General features: G+C 67.8%; 15 protein-coding genes. 11 read left to right on the top strand and 4 right to left on the bottom strand.

The window, feature by feature from the left end:
* Positions 1-13: 13 nt before the first annotated feature.
* The 6 genes from LNV23_RS07650 to LNV23_RS07675 all read left to right on the top strand — a co-directional run bounded on the left by LNV23_RS07650 (position 14) and on the right by LNV23_RS07675 (position 6,044).
* On the top strand, positions 14-1,159 hold the full coding sequence (locus tag LNV23_RS07650) for a hypothetical protein (protein ID WP_263562431.1): 1,146 nt from the start codon (positions 14-16) through the stop codon (positions 1,157-1,159).
* 14 nt (positions 1,160-1,173) lie between these two features.
* Positions 1,174-2,841 (top strand): vWA domain-containing protein, encoded by a 1,668-nt coding sequence (locus tag LNV23_RS07655; RefSeq protein WP_263562432.1) that lies wholly within the window; start codon positions 1,174-1,176, stop codon positions 2,839-2,841.
* A gap of 11 nt (positions 2,842-2,852) precedes the next feature.
* Positions 2,853-3,539 carry a hypothetical protein gene (locus tag LNV23_RS07660; RefSeq protein ID WP_263562433.1) on the top strand — a complete coding sequence of 229 codons (687 nt, stop codon included), beginning with the start codon at positions 2,853-2,855 and terminating at the stop codon, positions 3,537-3,539.
* Positions 3,536-4,744: a toxic anion resistance protein gene (locus LNV23_RS07665; RefSeq protein ID WP_263562434.1), complete on the top strand. Its 1,209-nt coding sequence runs from the start codon at positions 3,536-3,538 to the stop codon at positions 4,742-4,744. The genes LNV23_RS07660 and LNV23_RS07665 overlap by 4 nt, the downstream gene beginning before the upstream one ends.
* A gap of 87 nt (positions 4,745-4,831) precedes the next feature.
* The gene (locus tag LNV23_RS07670) at positions 4,832-5,308 is read left to right on the top strand and encodes a VOC family protein (RefSeq protein WP_263562435.1); all 477 of its coding nucleotides are present in this window, start codon (positions 4,832-4,834) and stop codon (positions 5,306-5,308) included.
* A 181-nt stretch (positions 5,309-5,489) separates the two neighbouring features.
* Positions 5,490-6,044, top strand: a complete 555-nt coding sequence (locus LNV23_RS07675; RefSeq protein WP_263562436.1) for a PEP-CTERM sorting domain-containing protein — start codon at positions 5,490-5,492, stop codon at positions 6,042-6,044.
* A 152-nt stretch (positions 6,045-6,196) separates the two neighbouring features.
* Here LNV23_RS07675 and LNV23_RS07680 read toward each other — a convergent pair whose 3' ends face one another.
* Both LNV23_RS07680 and LNV23_RS07685 read right to left on the bottom strand, forming a co-directional pair.
* On the bottom strand, positions 6,197-7,756 hold the full coding sequence (locus tag LNV23_RS07680) for an FAD-binding oxidoreductase (RefSeq protein WP_263562437.1): 1,560 nt from the start codon (positions 7,754-7,756) through the stop codon (positions 6,197-6,199).
* A 192-nt stretch (positions 7,757-7,948) separates the two neighbouring features.
* Positions 7,949-9,517, bottom strand: a complete 1,569-nt coding sequence (locus tag LNV23_RS07685) for an AlkA N-terminal domain-containing protein (RefSeq protein WP_318023211.1) — start codon at positions 9,515-9,517, stop codon at positions 7,949-7,951.
* Positions 9,518-9,612: 95 nt separating this feature from the next.
* Between LNV23_RS07685 and LNV23_RS07690 the strand changes: the two genes are divergently transcribed.
* The 3 genes from LNV23_RS07690 (at position 9,613) to chrA (ending at position 12,426) form a co-directional block, all read left to right on the top strand.
* A complete protein-coding gene (locus tag LNV23_RS07690) occupies positions 9,613-10,458 on the top strand; it encodes an isocitrate lyase/PEP mutase family protein (protein WP_263562438.1) in 846 nt (281 codons plus the stop codon).
* A gap of 85 nt (positions 10,459-10,543) precedes the next feature.
* Positions 10,544-11,074: a GNAT family N-acetyltransferase gene (locus LNV23_RS07695; protein WP_263562439.1), complete on the top strand. Its 531-nt coding sequence runs from the start codon at positions 10,544-10,546 to the stop codon at positions 11,072-11,074.
* A complete protein-coding gene (chrA, locus tag LNV23_RS07700) occupies positions 11,071-12,426 on the top strand; it encodes a chromate efflux transporter (RefSeq protein ID WP_263562440.1) in 1,356 nt (451 codons plus the stop codon). The genes LNV23_RS07695 and chrA overlap by 4 nt, the downstream gene beginning before the upstream one ends.
* Here the strand turns inward: chrA and LNV23_RS07705 are convergent.
* A complete protein-coding gene (locus tag LNV23_RS07705; protein ID WP_263562441.1) occupies positions 12,419-13,339 on the bottom strand; it encodes an alpha/beta fold hydrolase in 921 nt (306 codons plus the stop codon). The genes chrA and LNV23_RS07705 overlap by 8 nt on opposite strands.
* A 233-nt stretch (positions 13,340-13,572) precedes the next feature.
* Between LNV23_RS07705 and LNV23_RS07710 the strand changes: the two genes are divergently transcribed.
* Positions 13,573-14,634 (top strand): M35 family metalloendopeptidase, encoded by a 1,062-nt coding sequence (locus LNV23_RS07710; protein ID WP_263562442.1) that lies wholly within the window; start codon positions 13,573-13,575, stop codon positions 14,632-14,634.
* A 39-nt stretch (positions 14,635-14,673) separates the two neighbouring features.
* On the opposite strand, the gene LNV23_RS07715 is transcribed toward LNV23_RS07710, so the two are convergent.
* The gene (locus LNV23_RS07715; protein WP_263562443.1) at positions 14,674-15,576 is read right to left on the bottom strand and encodes a class I SAM-dependent methyltransferase; all 903 of its coding nucleotides are present in this window, start codon (positions 15,574-15,576) and stop codon (positions 14,674-14,676) included.
* 76 nt (positions 15,577-15,652) lie between these two features.
* Between LNV23_RS07715 and LNV23_RS07720 the strand changes: the two genes are divergently transcribed.
* Positions 15,653-17,731 (top strand): alpha/beta hydrolase family protein, encoded by a 2,079-nt coding sequence (locus tag LNV23_RS07720; protein WP_263562444.1) that lies wholly within the window; start codon positions 15,653-15,655, stop codon positions 17,729-17,731.
* Positions 17,732-17,784: the final 53 nt, after the last annotated feature.

Genomic DNA, 17,784 nt, shown 5'->3' on the forward strand with positions numbered 1-17,784 from the left:
GCAAGGGAGGCCTGTGGCTGCGATCTCAAAGAGCAAGCGCGCATTGATCACGGTGGCGGTGGCGGCAGCCTTTGGCGGCAGCCTGTACGTGGCGCTGCGAGGGCAAAAGCAAGAGGCGCAAGCCCAGCTGGAGGCCGCCGAGCAGGCCGCCGTGGTGCAGCTCAAGGGCCTGATCGCGCTCGATGTGGAGGCCTTCTTCAAGGACCCGCGCGTGATCCAGCGTCTGGCCGCTGCACGCTTGCCGGTCAGCGTTTCCCGGGTCGGCAGCCGGGACATGGCGGCCAAGCTCGACGGCGCGAGCCGCGAGAGTGCGCCCGATTTCTTCTTCCCTTCCGGCGTGGTGGCCGCCAACCAGGTGGTCGACGCCGCCCGCAAGGCCAATCTGCCGGTGGCCCAGATCGCTCCTTTCCACACACCGATGGTGATCGCTTCTTGGGAACCGGTGGCGCGCATCCTGGTCGCCAACGGCCTTGCCAAACCACTTTCGCCCAAGGTCTACGGCCTGGACATGGCGGCGCTGACCCAGCTCATGCTGGCCAAGAAGAAGTGGAAAGAGCTCAAGGACGCCGGCGCCTACGAGGTCAGCCGCAGCGTGCTGGTGTCCACCACCGATCTGCGGCGTAGCAACTCGGGCGCCATGTATCTGGCCCTGACCAGCCAGGCCTTGAACGGCGATGTGGTGACGGACCGGCCAACCGCCCGCGCCACCGCCCTCAAGCTGGCCGAGCTGTTCAAGCGCCAGGGCTACCAGGAAAACTACGTCAACGGCAACTTCGACGACTACGTGGCCATTGGCATGGGCAAAACGCCGCTGGCCTTCATCTACGAGAACCAACTCGTCAGCCACGCCCTGGCCAAGAAAGGCGTCAGCGCTGACATGGTGCTGCTCTACCCGCAGCCCACCATCGTCAACAAGGTGGTATTTGTGTCGCTGAATGAGCGAGCCAAGGCCTTGGGCGAACTGCTGGCCAGTGATGCAGAGCTGCAGGGCATTGCGGTCGAGTACGGTTTCCGCATCGCCGACACGGCCCGCTTCGTCAAGACCGTGCAGGCCACCGGCCTGGGGGTGGAGCCGCGCCTGACCCAGGTGGTGGACCCGCCCTCGTTCGAGCTGATGGCCGAGATGATCGATGTCGTGGCCCAGGAGATGGCGCAATGATCCGCTTGAACACCATGCGTTTGCTTCGAGGCCTGGGCCTGGCGTCCTTGAGCGCGCTCTTGCTGGCCACGGCCGGCTGCGGACGCAAGGCCGAGCAGGCGCCGGCCGCCGGCACGCCCAAGCTGGAGTCCGCCCAGGAGGACTTCACCGTGCTCGCCACCAGCGACCTCAAGGATGTGGAGCCGCTGCAGGAGATGGTGCGCAAGGCCACCGGCGTGCGCCTGAAGCTCAAGTTCGGCGGCACCATGGAGAGCACCGAGGCCGTGCTCAGCGGTGAGGCCAAGAGCGACGCCGCCTGGTTCGCCAATGCCAAATATCTGCTGTCCAGCCCGCAAGGCCAGGGCCGCGTCAAGCTGCAGGAAAAAATCATGCTCTCGCCGATCGCCATCGGCGTCAGCGAATCCGAGGCCCGCAAATATGGCTGGGATCGCCCCGATCTCAAGCTGACCTGGAAAGACATCGCCAACGCTGCCAAGGCCGGCCAGCTGAAGTACGCACTGTCCAACCCCGCCACCTCCAACCAGGGCTTCATGGCCTTGATGGGCGTGGTGGCCGCGGCCAGCCAAAAGTCCGAAGCCCTCAGCGCCGCCGATGTCGACCGCGGCGTCATTGCCGACTTTCTGAAGGGCTACAAGCTGCCCGGTGACAACTCCAGTTATCTGTCCGAGCAGTTCATCCTGCAGCAAGGCCCCAAGGTCAATGCCTTCATCAATTACGAGAGCTGGCTGCTCAGCCTCAATGCCTCGGGCAAGTTGCACGAGAAGCTGACGCTGATCTACCCGCATGAGGGCGTTAGCACGGCCGACTACCCCTTCATGCTGCTCAACGAGGCCAAGCGGGCCGACTACCTCAAGGTGGCCGAATACCTGAAGAGCGAACCGGCCCAACTCTGGCTGGCGCGCCAGACCCTACGCCGACCCATCAAACCCGAGCTGAACGAGCGCGTGGCCGATCTGCTGCCGCGCCAGGGCCTGCAGGTGGAGCTGCCTTTCTCGCCCGACCGGGCCCTGGCCGACGGCCTGATCGCCGCCTACCTCAACGAGTTCCGCACGCCCATCGCCTCGACCTTTGTGCTAGACACCAGTGGCAGCATGGCCGGTGGCGGCCGGCGCCAGCAGCTGATCGACGCCATGCATTACATCGCCGGAGCAGACGCCTCGCTGACCGGCCGCATCGCTCGCCTGAGCAACCGCGAGCGGCTCTGGTTGCAGCCTTTTGCCGATCAGCCCTATGGCTTGCAGTCTTTTGAGCTGCCGGCCGCCGTGAAGGCGCAGCGCGGCGTGGCCGAGCTGGCCGACAGCGAGGCCAAGCAGCAGGTGCTGGCCCAGGTGCGCCAGACCGCCGACGAGCTGCGCATGAAAGGCGGCACCGCCCTCTACGACGCGGTCTATGAGGCACTCGCCCACATGCTGGAGCAGCGCGGCAAGAGCCCCAACTACCAGTACTCGGTCGTGGCCTTCACCGATGGCGAGGTCAACAAGGGCCGCTCGCTGGACGCCTTCAAGCGCGACTACCAGGCCTTGCCTGAAGATGTGCGCGCGATTCCGGTGTTTGTGGTCGTCTTCGGCGAGGCCAATGAGGCGGAGCTCAAGGAGCTGGTCAAGACCACCGGCGGCCGTGTCTTCGATGCCCGGCGCACGCCGCTGTACAGCGTGTTCAAGGACATTCGGGCCTACCAATGATGATGGGGCGAGTGTTTCGTCTGCTGACTTCGCCGGCCAACTGGTGCGGTCTCGGGCTGGCCAGTGCGGTGCTGCTGCTCAAGGCCGCAGGCCTGCTGGGCGGCCTGGGCCTGGGTGTGGCCGCGCTTGGCTACGCCGCCGGTTTCGTCATCGGCGGGCTCTGGCTGGGTTTCCCTTCGACGCAGGAGCCGGCCTGGGAGGCCTTGCAGTTCAGCGACGAGGGCGATGCCCGCGAGGCCATGGAGCGGGCTCTGCACGGCGTGCGTCAGCTGACCGAGCACAACCCCGAGCGCCGCATTCCACCGGCCTTGCAGGCGCGCGTGCTGGCCCTGTGCGCCGCACTCGATGGCCTGCTGCAGCAGTGGGAGCGCAGCAAGGGCAGCCTCTCGCTGCAGGACAGCTTCCATGCCCGCCACATCGCCATCAGCTATCTGCCCGAGGCGCTCAACACCTACCTGTCCATTCCGGCGGCCTTCGCCAGCGGCAAGATCCTGGACAACGGCAAGACCGCCCAGGCCACTTTTGCCGACACCCTGGCTGAACTCGAGACCAAGGTCGGCCAGCTCGGCGAGGACCTGGCGGCGCAGGACGCGCATGCCTTTCTCGTTCATTCCAAATTCCTGAGCCAGAAGTTCGGCCCGCAAGGGCTGGACGCCCCCGCACTCAACAATATCGCCGCCGAGGAGCGCAAGCCATGAACATGCCGTCCAACACGAGCACCACCGCAACAGCCGCTCCGGCCTTCCAGCTGCAGCCGCCCGAGGTCATCCACCCGGTGGCCGCTGAGGCCACGCGCGAGGCCGTGCCCTTGAAGCCCGAGCTGGCCCAGCAGGTCGACGCCCAGGTGCTGCGCTTCATCGACGCCCTGGCCAGCGAAGACCTGCATTCCGACGCCTTCAAGCAGCGCCTGGACAGCGCTTTTGCCCTGGGCAAGGAGGAAATCTCCAATGCGTCCTCGCTGATGCAGGGGCGCTTCATGAATCGCAATTTCGCCGGCATCGAGGACACGCCGGCCTACAAGGCGATTGCCGACATCCGCGCCCAGCTCGATGAATTGAACCCCGGCGCCGACGGCGACCTGCTGCAGCCGCGCAAGCTGCTGGGCATCATTCCCTTCGGCAACAAGCTGGAGGCTTACTTCCGCAAGTACCAGAGTGCGGCCGAGCAGCTCAAGACCTCGATGGGCCAGCTCTACGCGGCCCGCGACGATATGCAGAAGGATGTGGTCGACATCGAGGCCACCCGCGCCAAGCTCTGGGATGCGATGCAAAAGCTCGCCGCCGCTGCCCGCTTCGCCGGCGCCCTGGACAGCCAGCTGGCCGACAAGGTTCAGGCCCTGGAGCTGAGCGACCCGACCCGCGCCCATGCCTTGCGCCAGGAAGTGCTGTTTTACGCGCGCCAGAACCTGCAGGACATCCAGACCCAGCAAGCCGTCTGCGTGAACGGTTATCTGGCCCTGGATGTACTGAAGAAGACCGGCCGGGAAATGATCAATGGCTGCACCCGTGTCGCCACCACCGGCATGAGCGCCCTGGCCGTGGCCCAGACCGTGGCGCGCGCCACCGGCAATCAGATTCAGGTGATGGAGATGCTGCAAGGTGTCAACGCCACCATCGGCAATCTGATCAGCGAGACCGGCCGTGCGCTGAACCAGCATGTCGAGCAGACCACCCAGTTCGCGCAGAACCCCATGCTCGGCATCGACAAGATGAAAGAGATGTTCAACCAGACCTTCCAGGCCATGGACGCGATGGACAACTTCCGCGCCAAGGCCATCGACGTCATGGGCCAGAACAATGCCATCCTGAAAACCGAGCTGGCCCGCGCCGAGACCTATGTGGACCGCGTGCGGCAGCAGCGGGCGCGGGAAGCGGCGGGGGGCGGTGGGGAAGTGAATGGGTAAGCAAGTGAACGAGTGAACAAGTGAAATTGGCCCAACCTTTCGCTCACCCGCTCACCTGTTCATTTCACCCAGTCCAAGGAGCTTGCCATGAGCACACTCGCCACCTGCCTCTGGTTCGACGGTCGCGCTGAGGACGCGATGAACTTCTACCTCAAGCTGTTCCCGAACAGCCGCGTGGTGGACCTCATGCATTGGGGCGAAACCGGCCCCGGCACGCCCGGCAGCCTGCTGATGGCCCGCCTGGAGATCGAGGGCATGAGCTTGCAGCTGCTCAACGGCGGGCCGCATTACCAGCTCAGCCCGGCGGTGTCCCTGTCCTTGGAGTGCGAGGACCAAGTCGAGATCGACCGCCTTTGGGGCCAGCTGCTCGACGCCGGCGGCACGCCCATGCAGTGCGGCTGGATCACTGACCCCTTTGGGTTGAGTTGGCAGATCGTGCCTCGCCAACTGCCAGCGCTCTTGCGTGACCCCGATCCAGCCGCTGCCGCTCGCGTCATGCACGCCATGTTCGGCATGGTCAAGTTCGAGATCGAGCCCTTGCTGCAAGCCCATCGCGGCGTCTGAGCCTAGGGTTTGCCAGTCCCTGTTTCGCGTGACGCTGGCGCCGGAGCTGAGGTTTTGTGCGGGCGCGTGCTGCCGGCATGCCGCTTTAGTATGAAGTCAGCATCCCGGGCTATGGGGTGGCTGTCCTTGTGCTGCCGGCGTGGCCGGCCACTCCCACGCAAGACTGACCTGGAGTTCCCTCATGCAAGCGAACGTATCTTGTTCCTCCCTGTTTCGCCCGCTCGCGCTGGCCGCGGCTCTGCTGTGTGCGGCCTCGGCCCAAGCGGAAACCTTTGCCGGTGACACCACGGCTGGGGCGACCTGGAACCGCCCCTTCGCCAGCTTCTCTGGCCTGTCGGTGGCCGGTACCGGTGTCAAGTATGAAGTGCTGCCTTTCACGGTATCGGCTTCAGGCTCCTATGTCTTCCAGAACACGGCAGTCGGTGGCTGGGACAACTTCAGCTTTTTGTACAAGGACACTTTCAATCCGGCCACACCGCTGGTGAACGGCGTGGTCGGCAATGACGACAACCCCAGCATTGGCCTGTCGGGCTTCACCAGCAGCCTGACAGCAGGCACCAGCTACTTCTACGTCGCCACCGGCTTCGATCCGACCGAGTTCGGCGCCTACAGCCTCAGCATCAGCGGCCCGGGCAGCGTCATCACCGCCGCAGTGCCCGAACCCGCCAGCTATGCCTTGATGGCCCTCGGCCTGTTCGCCGTGGGCGCGGCCGCGCGCCGCCGTCGTCAGGGCTGAGCCTGCGTCTGCGTCGGTGCTTGACCATGGGCAGCCTGAGGGCTGCCTTTTTTTCGGACGCGGGCAGTTCAGTTCGGGGCAAAAAGCCGCCTTATGTCCGTCTCCATCGTTTGAGCCCCTGGGCGCTGAAGCGTGTCGGGTATAACGCCATTTCACGAGGGCAACGCCGCCGTTTCGTTCGGTCCGGCAGCGGGTTCGATGGACTGCGCGTGCCGTATCAACAGGCCCGGATCGTGGCGTGCCTTGATGGCGCGCAGCCGAGGCAGGGCGGCACCGTAGTAGGCCTGGCCCCAGTCTTCCAAGTCGGTTTCGGCGAAGCCCTGGTAGACATGGCCGTTGCCGAAGGGGGCAATGCAGGCCCGGGATTCGTTGGCCCAGGCGCGTGCTCGCTCGCGCTCGACGGTCTGCGCGGCCGGGCCCAGCACCGTGGTGTGACGCACCATGAAGTGAGCCTGCCGGTGCACAAAGGCACTGCCCGAAGCGCCACCAAGCTGGGCATAGGCACCGGCCCAAGGGATGAAGGACAACTCGCGTTGCTGGGCCGCCGGGCGACCGGTGGCGAACTGTTCGATCAAGCCGGCCATGGCGGCGCGCGACAAGGCCTGTTCGAAAAAGCCGGAGCGGGTGAACTGGTAGCCATGGGCCGGGAAGGGCGGGTCCGCTTGCCAGGCCGGTTCACAGCGTCGGTCCAGGCGGCCGCAAAGATAGCTGGCCGCCGCTGCGGCAGGCAGGCGCCACTCGCATAGTGTCTCGGCCAGCCGGCCCAGGGCGCGCTGCCATGGGGCCAGCAAGGCCGGCACCTCGGCCGCTTCGGCCAGCACCGCACCGAAGAGTTCGACCTGGGGCTGGCCGCTGGCAACGCCATGCCCGACCGGCCGGCCGGCAAGAATGGCCAGTTGCAGATTGACGCGCGGGTCGGCGCCCGGCGCCAGCTCCTGCCACAGGGCGATCAGCGCGGCCGCCTCGGCCAAGGGCCAGCAGCCGTGAACCACATTCATGGCCTGGGCCGTCTGGGTGCGCAGATGAAGCTCGGTGACGACCCCGAACTGGCCCGCGCCCGCGCCGCGCAGGGCCCAAAACAGGTCGCGGTTCTGCTCGGCATTCACCTCCAGCAGTTCGCCGCCGGCTGTGACCATACGTAGGGCCTGGACCTGGTCGCAGACCAGGCCGTCCCGCCGCCCCATCAGCCCGAAGCCGCCACTCAGCGCCTGGCCGCCGAGGCTGACGGCGGGGCAGTTGCCGCTGGGCAGGAGCTGGCCGCGTGAGGTCAGGAAGCCACTCAGCTCGGCGGTGCTGACGCCCGGCCCCGCCTGCAGGCCGCGTGCGTCCCAGGCCAGACGGCGCAGCTCGCTCAAGTCCAGCACCAGCTCCGCGTGGCTGGACAGGTCGGCCAGGCAGTGGCCGCCGCTGCGCAGGGCGAAGGGCAGGTCGTAGCGCTGCAGGAACTCAAGCGCGCGCCGTACATCGCATTCGCTGCGTGCGCGCAGGCAGACTGCGGGCAGGGGCAGGGGCCGCCCTCCGGCCGCCAGCGCTTTGCCCAGTCCGGCCTCAGCCATCTCCTGGGCCGTGAAGATGCGCCCCTGCCAGCGTTGCCGCAGCGGGCCCCAGTCCAGCGCGGCGGCGCGGCCGTCTTCCTGCCCGGCCGCCGGCGCCATGGGCGCCCGCCAACGTCGGGCCAGCGGCCTGGCCTTCCATCCTTGTCGCAACAACATCGTGTCCCTTGCCTTGTCCAAATTGCGATTCAGCCCCGGGCTGGCTTGTGGCTGCCGGGGGTGTGAGTGCCACCGCTGTTCCGGCGGCAGGGCGCATTCTTGAATGGCTTGGAGCAGGCTTGTAGCTGTCAATCTTGACAGCGGGTTAGCTCGGGTGGTCCGCAGCGGACTGACACGGGAAGCGATCGATCTTCAGCGCGGCGCCTGCTCGGCCAGCTCCGCCCACAGATGCTGGGCCGCATAGGCTCGCCAGGGTCGCCAGGCCTGGGCCCGGCTGGCCAGTTGCTTGGCATCGGGCCGGCTGCCCTCCAGCCATTCAATCGCCTGCATCAGGCCGACGTCTGCTGCCGGAAAGGCATCGGGCTCGCGCAGCTGGCGCAGGGCGATGTACTGGGCCGTCCAATCGCCGATGCCGGGCAGGGCGCGCCAGCGGGCCAAGGCGTCTTCCAGGCTGGCCTGGCGTTCGAACAGGCCCGGGTCGGCCAGGCTGGCGGCGGCCACGCCGGCCAAGGTGGCGGCGCGGCTGCGTGGCATGCCCAGATGGCTGAGGTCCTGGCCGGCCAGGGCCTCAGCCCGAGGGAACAGGCACTGCAAAGACGGCTGTTCGGGGGCTACGTTCTGCAGGGGCTCGCCGTAGCGGGCCAGCAGTTTGGTCGCCAGCTGGATGGCGGCGCCGACCGTGATCTGCTGGCCCAGAACGGCGCGCAGGGCCAGCTCGAAGCCGTCCCAGCAGCCGGGCACGCGCAGACCCGGGCGGCGCTGCACCAGGCCGGCCATCAGCCCATCGTTGGAGCCCAGCTGGGCGGCGATCAGCTCGGGGTCGGCGGCCAGATCGAATTGACGTCGCAGGCGCGCGATCACCAGGGGCAGCACGGCCAGGTGCTCGCAGCGCACGCTGACCTGCAGCGCCTGCTGCTGAGGCGCATGGCTGACGCTCAAGGTCCCTTGCCGTCCAGCCAGGGAAAAGCTGCGTGCATAACGACCGCCCTGTTCGTCATCGACCTGCTCCATGCCCGGGATGGCGCGGGCCCGCAGAAAGCCCAGCATGGCCGGCCAGTCATAGGGCGGCCGGTAGCGCAGCAGCAGGCTGACCTCGCCGGCGCGGCCCGGCGCGAGCCGGGCACCTGGCCCGTGGCGCAGCTCGCTGGGCGGGCGTTTGAACAGGGTCTGGAAAACCTCGTTGAAGCGGCGGATGCTGCCGAAGCCGGAGGCAAAGGCGATCTCGGTCAAGTTCAGGGCGCTTTCGCGCAGCAGCTGCTGGGCCAGCAGCACGCGCCGCGTCTGCGCCACGGCCAGCGGCGAGGCGCCGACATGTTCGGCGAACAGGCGCCGCAGCTGGCGCTCGCCCAGCCCTAAGCGTTCGGCCAGCGCCGCCACGCCGGCCTCGTCGAGCGCGCCCATCTCGATCAGGCCCAGGGCGCGGCTCACCGCATGGGAATGGCCGCTGTTGGCCACGCCCAGCCAGGCGCCGGAGTCCGGTGCTGCTTCGGGCCGGCAGCGCAGGCAAGGGCGGTAGCCGGTTTCTTGGGCGGCAGCCGCTGTGGCGTAGAAGCTGACGTTCTCGCGCTTGGCCGTGGGCGCCGGGCAGATCGGCCGGCAATAGATGCGGGTGCTGCGCACGGCGATGAAGAAGCGGCCGTCAAAGCGCGCATCACGGCTGGCGAGTGCGCGGTAGCAGCTGTCGGGGTCCAGGGGCAGGTCCATGGCGCCATTCTCGGGCGTGGGCAGGGCCCGCGGCTGGCGGTTTTCGGACAACAACATCGGTTGACGTTCATGGCCGAAAAGCGCGAGCCGGCCTCCGCAGATCTCGACACCATGGCGGCTTCTTTGTCTTCGCTCTGATGAATCGAGTTGCCATGAATCACCAAGAACAAACTCAACGCGCTCAGCGCTTTGCCGCCTTGAACCGCCAGGGCGGCCTGCTGCTCGCCAATGCCTGGGACATTGCCAGCGCCCGTGTGTTCGAGCAGGAAGGCTTTGCTGCGCTGGGCACGAGCAGCGGCGCCATCGCCTATGCCCATGGCCTCGGCGATGCCGAGCTGATGGGTCGCGAAGCCATGCTGGCCCAGGTCGCCGCCATCGCCGCCGCCGTGCACCTGCCGCTGACGGCCGATATCGAGGCCGGCTACGGTGCCGCCCCCGAGGCGGTGGCCCTGTCGGTCGAGGCGGCCATTGCCGCCGGCGCGGTCGGTGTCAATTTGGAGGACCGCCGGCACGGACGGGACGGCAGCGGCCTGTTCAACGATGCCGAGCAGGGTCAACGCCTGGCGGCCGCCAGGGCGGCGGCCGATCGCAGCGGCTTGCCGCTGTGGATCAATGCGCGCTGCGACAGCTTTTTGCTGGCCGAAGGCGCGGACATCGAGCAGCGCCTGGCCCTGACGCTGGCGCGCGGCCGCGCCTATCTGGCGGCCGGCGCGGACATGGTGTTCGTGCCCGGTCTGCTGGACCTGAGCATGATCCGCACCTTGGCCAGCGGGCTCGGCGGGCCCTTGAGCTTGATGGCCATGCCCGGGGCGCCTGGCGCGGGCGAGCTGTTTGCCGCCGGCGCGCAGCGCGTCAGTCTGGGCGTCTGCCCCATGCTCAGCGTCATGGGCTTGCTGCGCGATATGGGCCGTGAGGCTTTGCAGACGGGCAGCTGGCAGGCCATGGGCGAGCGCTTCTATGGTTTCGGCGAGGCAGAAGCCTTGTTCAGCGGGGACTGAGCCTATCCAGCCTGCAGTCTTTCGGATTGTCATGGTCGGCTGGCTAGACTGCGGGCCACGTTCTTCATTGCCTCGTGCCCGTACCATGACTGTTCTTCACACCGCCCGCCTGCGCCTGGAACCCTGCAGCCCCGAACATCTGCAGGGCTTGCATGACATGAACCGCGACCCGGCTGTGATGCGCTACATCACCGGGCGCGGCGAGACCCTCCAAGAGACCGAGGACATGATCGCGCGGGTGCAGGCGCGCTGGGCGGAGCTGGGCTATTCCTGGTGGAGCTTTCTGGACCTGGCGACCGGTCAGGTCGTGGGCGCGGGCTGCATCCAGCATCTGGGTCGCGACCGGGCCCAGCCTCTGGAGATTGGCTGGCGCCTGCGCCAGGACCGCTGGGGCCAGGGTCTGGGTTCCGAGGCCGCGCAGCGCATGGCCAGCTTTGCTTTTGACGAGTTGCAGACGCCGCTGCTGTGCGCCGTCTGCCACCCCGACAACCTGGCCTCAGCCCATGTGATGAAGAAGCTGGGCATGAGCTACCGCGGCCTGGAACATTGGTACGACATGGACACCTCGGTCTACGACATGGACCGGGCAGCTTGGCTGGCGCGCTCGGCGCCATGAACAGCGAAGCGCTGCCACCAGCGCCACCAGCGCCCGAAGCTCCGAGCCGCTGGGCAGCCTTCAAGTTCTGGCTCTGGCTGGGCTGCCTGAGCTTTGGTGGGCCGGCCGGCCAGATCGCGCTGATGCACCAGGAGCTGGTCGAGCGCCGGCGCTGGATCAGCGAGCGGCGCTTTCTGCATGCACTCAACTACTGCATGCTCTTGCCCGGCCCCGAGGCCCAGCAGCTGGCCACCTACATCGGCTGGTTGATGCACCGCAGCTGGGGCGGCTTGATGGCCGGAGCGCTGTTCGTGCTGCCGTCTCTGCTGCTGCTGATCGGCTTGTCCTGGCTGTATCTGGTGCATGGCCAGCAGCCTTTGGTGGCCGGGCTGTTCTTCGGCATCAAGCCGGCCGTCACCGCCCTGGTGCTGCATGCGGCCCATCGCATCGGCGGGCGGGTGCTGCGCAATCGCTGGCTGTGGGCCATAGCGTTGGCGGCTTTTGTGGCCATCTTTGCGCTGAAGCTGCCGTTCCCCTTGATCATCGCCGCGGCGGCCCTGGCCGGCTGGCTGGGCGGGCGTTTCCGGCCCGAAGCTTTTGCCACGGGCGGCAGCCATGGCGGCGCGCAGCTGGAACAGGACGGGCCGGCGGTGATTGACGACCACACGCCCACGCCGGCCCATGCGCGCTTCTCGCGCGCCGGCCTGGCCCGGGTGTTGGGCCTGGGCATGGGCCTGTGGTTGCTCAGCATGGCGGCGTTCTGGCTCTGGGGCGGCACACAGGGGGTGCTGACCCAGATGGGCTGGTTCTTCAGCAAGGCGGCACTGCTGACTTTTGGCGGCGCTTATGCGGTGCTGCCTTACGTCTACCAGGGTGCGGTCGAACAGCAGCAATGGCTCAGCGCGGCCCAGATGATGGACGGCCTGGCCCTGGGTGAAACCACGCCGGGGCCGCTGATCATGGTGGTGGCTTTTGTCGGCTTTGTCGGCGGCTGGGGTGCTCAGGTGCTGGGGCCCGAGGCCTTGTTCGCCGGCGCTGCCCTGGCGGCCGGCGTGGTGACCTGGTTCACTTTTCTGCCCTCTTTTGTTTTCATCCTGGCGGGCGGCCCCCTGGTCGAAGCCAGCCATGGGCGGCTTGGCTTCACCGCGCCGCTGACGGCCATCTCGGCGGCCGTGGTCGGCGTCATCCTCAATCTGGCCCTGTTCTTTGCCCTGCATCTGCTCTGGCCCCAGGGCTGGGGCGGGCGCTTCGATGCGCTGTCGGCGGCGCTGATGCTGGCCGCGGCCTGGGCTTTGTTCCGCTGGCGCTGGGGCGTGCCCCGGGTGCTGGCGGCCAGTGCGCTCTTGGGCCTGGCCGCGCAGGCACTCAGTTAGCGGCCAGGGCTTTCTTGACGGCGCCGAGCACCAGGCTTGCGTCGTCCCACATCAGAAAGTGGTAGCCCTGCGCGCTCATCTGCAGATCCAGACCTGGCAGACCGGCGTACTGGCGCGCGAAGATGGCGCGCGTGCTGGCTTGGGTGCTGCCCATGCGCTCGTAAGCGGCCCAGGAGCCGAGCACGGTGGTCGGCACCTGGATGCGCGGCAAGAGCGGGCGCAGGTCGGTGGTCCAGAGCTCGTACATCGCTTGGGCGGTGGTGGGGCGGTCGCTGGCCAGGCCCCACTGGACAAGGGTTTCGACGCGTTCGGGCGCGCGCGTCATGCCGGCCATCATGGGCGTCAGCTGGGCGCGCAAGCCCTCGGACGGCGCATTGCGCATGCCGGTGCGCATGCCTTCGGCCATGGGCTTGACCTGCTCGACCGTGGCCGCAGGGTTTTGGATGCCGGGCAGAAAAGGCAGGGAGTCCACCACCACCAGCTGGCGGACCGATGCGCCGGCGTTGTCGGCTGCCAACATCAGGCCGAGCACGCCGCCCAGGCTGTGACCGACCACGGTCGCGCCTTGCGGCGCTTCCTGCTTGAGCAATGTTTGCAGCTGGCCCTTGATCTGCTCCAGAAAGCCCTCGGGCGAGGCCAGCGGCGCCTGGCCGGCAAAGCCGGGCAGCTGCACCATCAGGCAACGCACGCCGGGCTGCAGCCGGGTGCAGGTTTCATCCCAGACGCTGGCGGCGCTGTTCAGGCCCGGGATCATCAGCACCGGCCGGCCCTCGCCGCGTACGCTCAGCAGCAGATCCTGGCGTTGCTGCGTGGCCGCAGCTGCAGGTGCTGCGGCGGCTTGGACCTGCAGGGCCAGCAAGGCCGTGAAGGTGCTGGCGAGGGCGGCGAGGGCGGTCTTGGCAGTTCTGAACATGGGGGTCTCCTTGGGTTGGCGGTGTCGATGGGTGGATCTTGTCGCGGCCACTGGGCCGCTTGGACCGCCATGCGACGGCTGGCGCTCTTGTGCGACGAATGGCTAGCCTCCCGGACGAAGAGCTCCCAGCTGTAAGAGCTGACAGCTGGGAGCCGAGCCCGGCTCTGCCTAGAGTGGCGCACGCCTTGCCGCCTGTGGCGCGGCGAACTTTCCACCCCATGGAGTACCGACACATGAAGCGAATCAATGTCTGCCCCAGTTTGAGTGCTTGGGCCGTGGCCGCCCTGGTCTGCAGCGTCGCCGGCGGCGCGCAAGCCGCCGTGGCCAGCAGTGGCTTGGACGTGCGCCTGTCCTTTGCCCAGCCCGTGCTCAAGGGTGATGTCGATGTGCATGTCACCGTCAGCATCACCAACAGCTCGCGCCAGGCGCGCCAGATCCTGCGCTCGCAGCTGCCCGGCCCCACGCCCTTGGCGGCACTGTTTCGCATCACCCGCGATGGCGAGCCGGTCGACTACACCGGCCCCCTGGTCAAGCGTGGCCCGCTGACCGAGGCCGACTATGTCTTGATCGCCGCCGGCGAGACCCAGAGCTTCGAGGTCGAACTGACCGGTACCTATGACCTGAGCCAGAACGGCCGCTATGCGATCGAGTACATCGGCCTGGGCAAACAGGCCGGCGGCCTGACGGCACTGGCCGAAGCGGCGCCCAGCTATTTCTGGCTGGAAGGCCGCAGCCCGCAAGCCCCTCTGGCAGTGCAGGAGCAGAACCCGTCCCTGGCCGGCAGCATCAGCTACACCGGCAATTGCACGGCATCACAGAAGACCACGCTGCTCAGCGCCTTCAACGCCGCGACCAATTACTCCCAGGCCGCGCAGACCTATCTGAGCGGAGCCGGCTCGGGCACGCAGCGCTACAAGACCTGGTTCGGTGCTTACACCGCCGCACGTTGGAACACTGCGAAAGCTCATTTCGTGGCGGCCACCGATGCATTCAAGAACAAGGCCGTGACCCTGGACTGCAGCTGCAAGCAAAGCTACTACGCTTACGTCTACCCGACCCAGCCCTACAAGATCTACGTCTGCAATGCCTTCTGGAGCGCGCCGCTGACCGGCACCGACTCCAAGGCCGGTACCTTGGTGCACGAGATGACGCACTTCAATGTGGTGGCGGGCACCGATGATTGGGCTTACGGCCAGAGCGCCGCCAAGTCCTTGGCCATCTCCAACCCGACCAAGGCCCTGGACAACGCCGACACCCACGAGTACTTCGTGGAAAACACCCCGCCGCTGCCCTGAGCGCGGTGTTGGAGTAGACGCCGAAGCCCCTGCGCCGCCTCAGGCGGCCGGGGCTCGGCCGATCAGCAGCAGCTCGGTGCTGTGCACCCAGCTCATGGGGTACTGGCATTGGGCCAGGGCCGCGGCCACCAAGGCGCGGTTGCAGCGCAAGGGCAGGCGCGGGAAATGCCCGAGCACCGAGGCGCCCCAGCCCTCGGTGACGATGAAGTCAAAGGCCTCTTGGCGACTGCGGAAGACCAGGGGATCGCGCAAGGTCTGGCGCTCGAGCAGGCACAGGCCGGCGGCCTCCAGCTCGGCCCGCAGCAGCTCAAAGCGTTCGGGCACGCTGGAGCTGGCCAGGGCTTGCTCGATGGCGCGCGCCAGCCATCGCCGCAGTGGATGCCAGCTGCCGCGCAGGCGCTGCTCGTATTGTTCGCGCAAGGGCTCGGCGCCCTCATGGGTGGAGCTCACCAGCGACAGCACACCGCCCGGTGCCAGCAGCTGCTTGGCCTGTTCGAGCAAGGCAGACAAGGGCACATAGGCCAGGATGTAGTGGCTCAGCAGCAGGTCGAAGCTGTGCTGGGGCAGCAGCGCAGCGGCCTGCTCGGCGGGACCCAGCACGGCCGTCATCGGCACGCGTGCACCGGCCAGGCGCAACATCGCGGGCGAGATGTCCAGGCCGCTCAGCTGCAGTGGCCGCTGCAATCCCTCATGCAAGAGGCCCAGCAAGGCGCCGTCGCCGACGCCGAGGTCGGCGATGCGCAGCGGCGGTTTCTCAGCGGCAGCGGGCTGCGCCGGCCAGCGCCGGGCCAGCGATTCCAGCACCTGGCGGTTCTTGCGCGCGATGATGCCGCTGTCTGAGCGATAGCCGGCGGCCACCTGGTCGTGCAAGCGGGCGGCGGCCGGGCTGGCCAGCGGCGCGCTCAGCCTTGCAGCGCCGGTAGAGGCAGAAGAGTTGGGCATGGAGGGAGGTCGGGCGGCGGCTCGGTGCGATTACTTTGGTGCGGCAGGGTAGCAGCCCGGCCCTAGACTGCGGGCCATGGTTTCTTCCCGCCCGATTGATTTCGAAGCCCTGAACCAGCTGCAAAGGCTGGCCGGCTTGGCCCTTTCACCCGATGGCAGCCAGGTCGTCTGCAGCCTGAGTCGCCCGGACCCCTCACCGGATGGACGGGGCCGCCTCAGTCAGCTGTGGCTGCTGGCCACCGCGGGCCCGGTTGCCGCACGTGCGCTGACACAGTGCGGCGACAAGGACAGCCAGCCCGCCTGGTCGCCCGATGGACGCCAGATCGCCTTTCTGGCCCGGCGCGAGCAGCAAGGCCGACGCGACGAGAGCCGGCAGCTCTACCTGATTGCCGCCGACGGCGGCGAGGCCCGCCGCATCAGCGAAGTCGCTGCCGGCATCGAGGCCTTCAAGTGGATGCCTGACGGCCGCCACATCATCTTCATGGCCTGGGTCTGGCCCGAGTTGCGCGGCCTGGCGGCACAGAACCTGCGCCAGCGTGAGTTCGCCGCGCGCCTGGAAAGCGGCCTGGCCACCAGCGAGGCCCAGTACCGCCATTTCGACGAGAACCTGCCGGTCGGGCGGGTGCTGCAACTGCTGCGCCTGAACGTGGCCAGCGGCCGGGTCCGCCTGCTGATGGAGGGCAGCGGCCTGGAGCTGCCACGCGCCGGCAGCGACGCCGACAGTTTCGACATCAGCCCGGACGGCCGCCGCATCGTCTTCGAACATGACCCGGCCGCGGTTCAGCAGGCCGGGCAGCGCCATGCCCTGGCCGAGCTGGATCTGGCCGAGCGGCGCATTCGCCCCCTGCTCGACGACCCGGCCTGGAGCTTTCGTGCACCACGCTTTGCCCCGCAAGGCGGCGGACTGGCCTTGCTGGCGACCCCGCGCCAGCCGACCCACACCGAACTGGCTCGCCTGGCCCTGATTGCCGCCGATGCCATGGACAGCGCCGCCGTGGCCTGGCAACTGCTGCCGGCCGAGCAGGCGCCGGACTGCGAGATCGAGCCCAGCGCGCCGCTGCGCTGGGCCCCCGATGGCCGCAGCCTGTTCTTCGCCGCCCAGCGGCAGGGCCGCTGCCATCTCTGGCGCCGCCCGCTGGCCGAAGCGGCCGCGCAGCGAGTCTGGACCGGCGGCTGGTTGCAAGGCTTTGACATCGCCAGCCAGCTGGCGGCTGGTGCCACGGAGCCCATGCTGGCGCTGGCGGCCGACAGCCTGCAGCATCCGGTGCGCCTGTTGGCCGGGCCGGTCGCCCAGGTCGGTGTAGCGCTGCAGCGCATCGATGCCTTCAATGACGAACTGTTGGCCGGCATGCAGCTCGGGCGGGTTCAGGAGGTCACGATCACAGGCGCACTGGGTGAGCCGGTGCAGATGTGGCTGGTCTTCCCGCCTGGCTTCCATGCCCGCAAGAAGCACCCGCTGCTGCAGGTCATCCACGGCGGGCCTTATTCGGCCTCGGGCGACACCTTCGGCTACCGCTGGAACCCACATCTGCTGGCCAGCCAGGGCCATGTCGTGGCGATGGTGAACTACCACGGCTCGAGCGGCTTTGGCCAGGCTTTCCGCCACAGCATCATGGGCCGCATGGGCGAGCTGGAGTTGCAGGACATCGAAGCCGGCAGCGACTGGCTGCTGGCCCAGCCCTGGGCCGACCGCCGGCGCCTGTACGCCAGCGGTGGCAGTTATGGCGGCTTCATGGTGGCCTGGATGAATGGCCATGTGCCGGGCGGCCGCTACCGCGCCTACATCTGCCACGCCGGCGTGTTCGACCGCGTCGCCACCTGGAGCGCCGACAGCTATTTGCAGCGCCACCGTGACCTCGGCGCTACATACTGGGCCGACCCTGCCAAGGTGGCGGCACAGAACCCGCTCAGCTTCGCCGCAGCCATGGACACGCCCACCCTGATCACCCAGGGCGCGCTCGACTACCGCGTGCCCGAGCACAACGCCCTGGCCTACTACAACACCTTGAAGGCGCGCGGCGTCGATGCGCGCCTGCTCTGGTTCCCGGACGAGAACCACTGGATCCTCAAGCCCGCCAACTCGCGCCAGTGGTACCGGGAAGTGCATGCCTGGCTGGCGCACCACGGTGGGCCAAGGACGCGACGGCCGGTCTGAGCGCCTTGGACCCGCTGATTTGGCACATCGTGCCAAAGCGGGATGTCCCTGAG

The organism is Kinneretia sp. DJ1R-11, from assembly GCF_025717595.1.
Classification (GTDB): Bacteria; Pseudomonadota; Gammaproteobacteria; order Burkholderiales; family Burkholderiaceae_C; genus Paucibacter_A.

Coding starts and splice junctions, on each gene's coding strand:
- LNV23_RS07655 (WP_263562432.1), top strand. CDS start 1,174: ATGCGTTTGCTTCGAGGCCTGGGCCTGGCGTCCTTGAGCGCGCTCTTG.
- LNV23_RS07665 (WP_263562434.1), top strand. CDS start 3,536: ATGAACATGCCGTCCAACACGAGCACCACCGCAACAGCCGCTCCGGCC.
- LNV23_RS07670 (WP_263562435.1), top strand. CDS start 4,832: ATGAGCACACTCGCCACCTGCCTCTGGTTCGACGGTCGCGCTGAGGAC.
- LNV23_RS07675 (WP_263562436.1), top strand. CDS start 5,490: ATGCAAGCGAACGTATCTTGTTCCTCCCTGTTTCGCCCGCTCGCGCTG.
- LNV23_RS07680 (WP_263562437.1), bottom strand. CDS start 7,756: ATGTTGTTGCGACAAGGATGGAAGGCCAGGCCGCTGGCCCGACGTTGG.
- LNV23_RS07685 (WP_318023211.1), bottom strand. CDS start 9,517: ATGTTGTTGTCCGAAAACCGCCAGCCGCGGGCCCTGCCCACGCCCGAG.
- LNV23_RS07690 (WP_263562438.1), top strand. CDS start 9,613: ATGAATCACCAAGAACAAACTCAACGCGCTCAGCGCTTTGCCGCCTTG.
- LNV23_RS07695 (WP_263562439.1), top strand. CDS start 10,544: ATGACTGTTCTTCACACCGCCCGCCTGCGCCTGGAACCCTGCAGCCCC.
- chrA (WP_263562440.1), top strand. CDS start 11,071: ATGAACAGCGAAGCGCTGCCACCAGCGCCACCAGCGCCCGAAGCTCCG.
- LNV23_RS07705 (WP_263562441.1), bottom strand. CDS start 13,339: ATGTTCAGAACTGCCAAGACCGCCCTCGCCGCCCTCGCCAGCACCTTC.
- LNV23_RS07710 (WP_263562442.1), top strand. CDS start 13,573: ATGAAGCGAATCAATGTCTGCCCCAGTTTGAGTGCTTGGGCCGTGGCC.
- LNV23_RS07715 (WP_263562443.1), bottom strand. CDS start 15,576: ATGCCCAACTCTTCTGCCTCTACCGGCGCTGCAAGGCTGAGCGCGCCG.
- LNV23_RS07720 (WP_263562444.1), top strand. CDS start 15,653: ATGGTTTCTTCCCGCCCGATTGATTTCGAAGCCCTGAACCAGCTGCAA.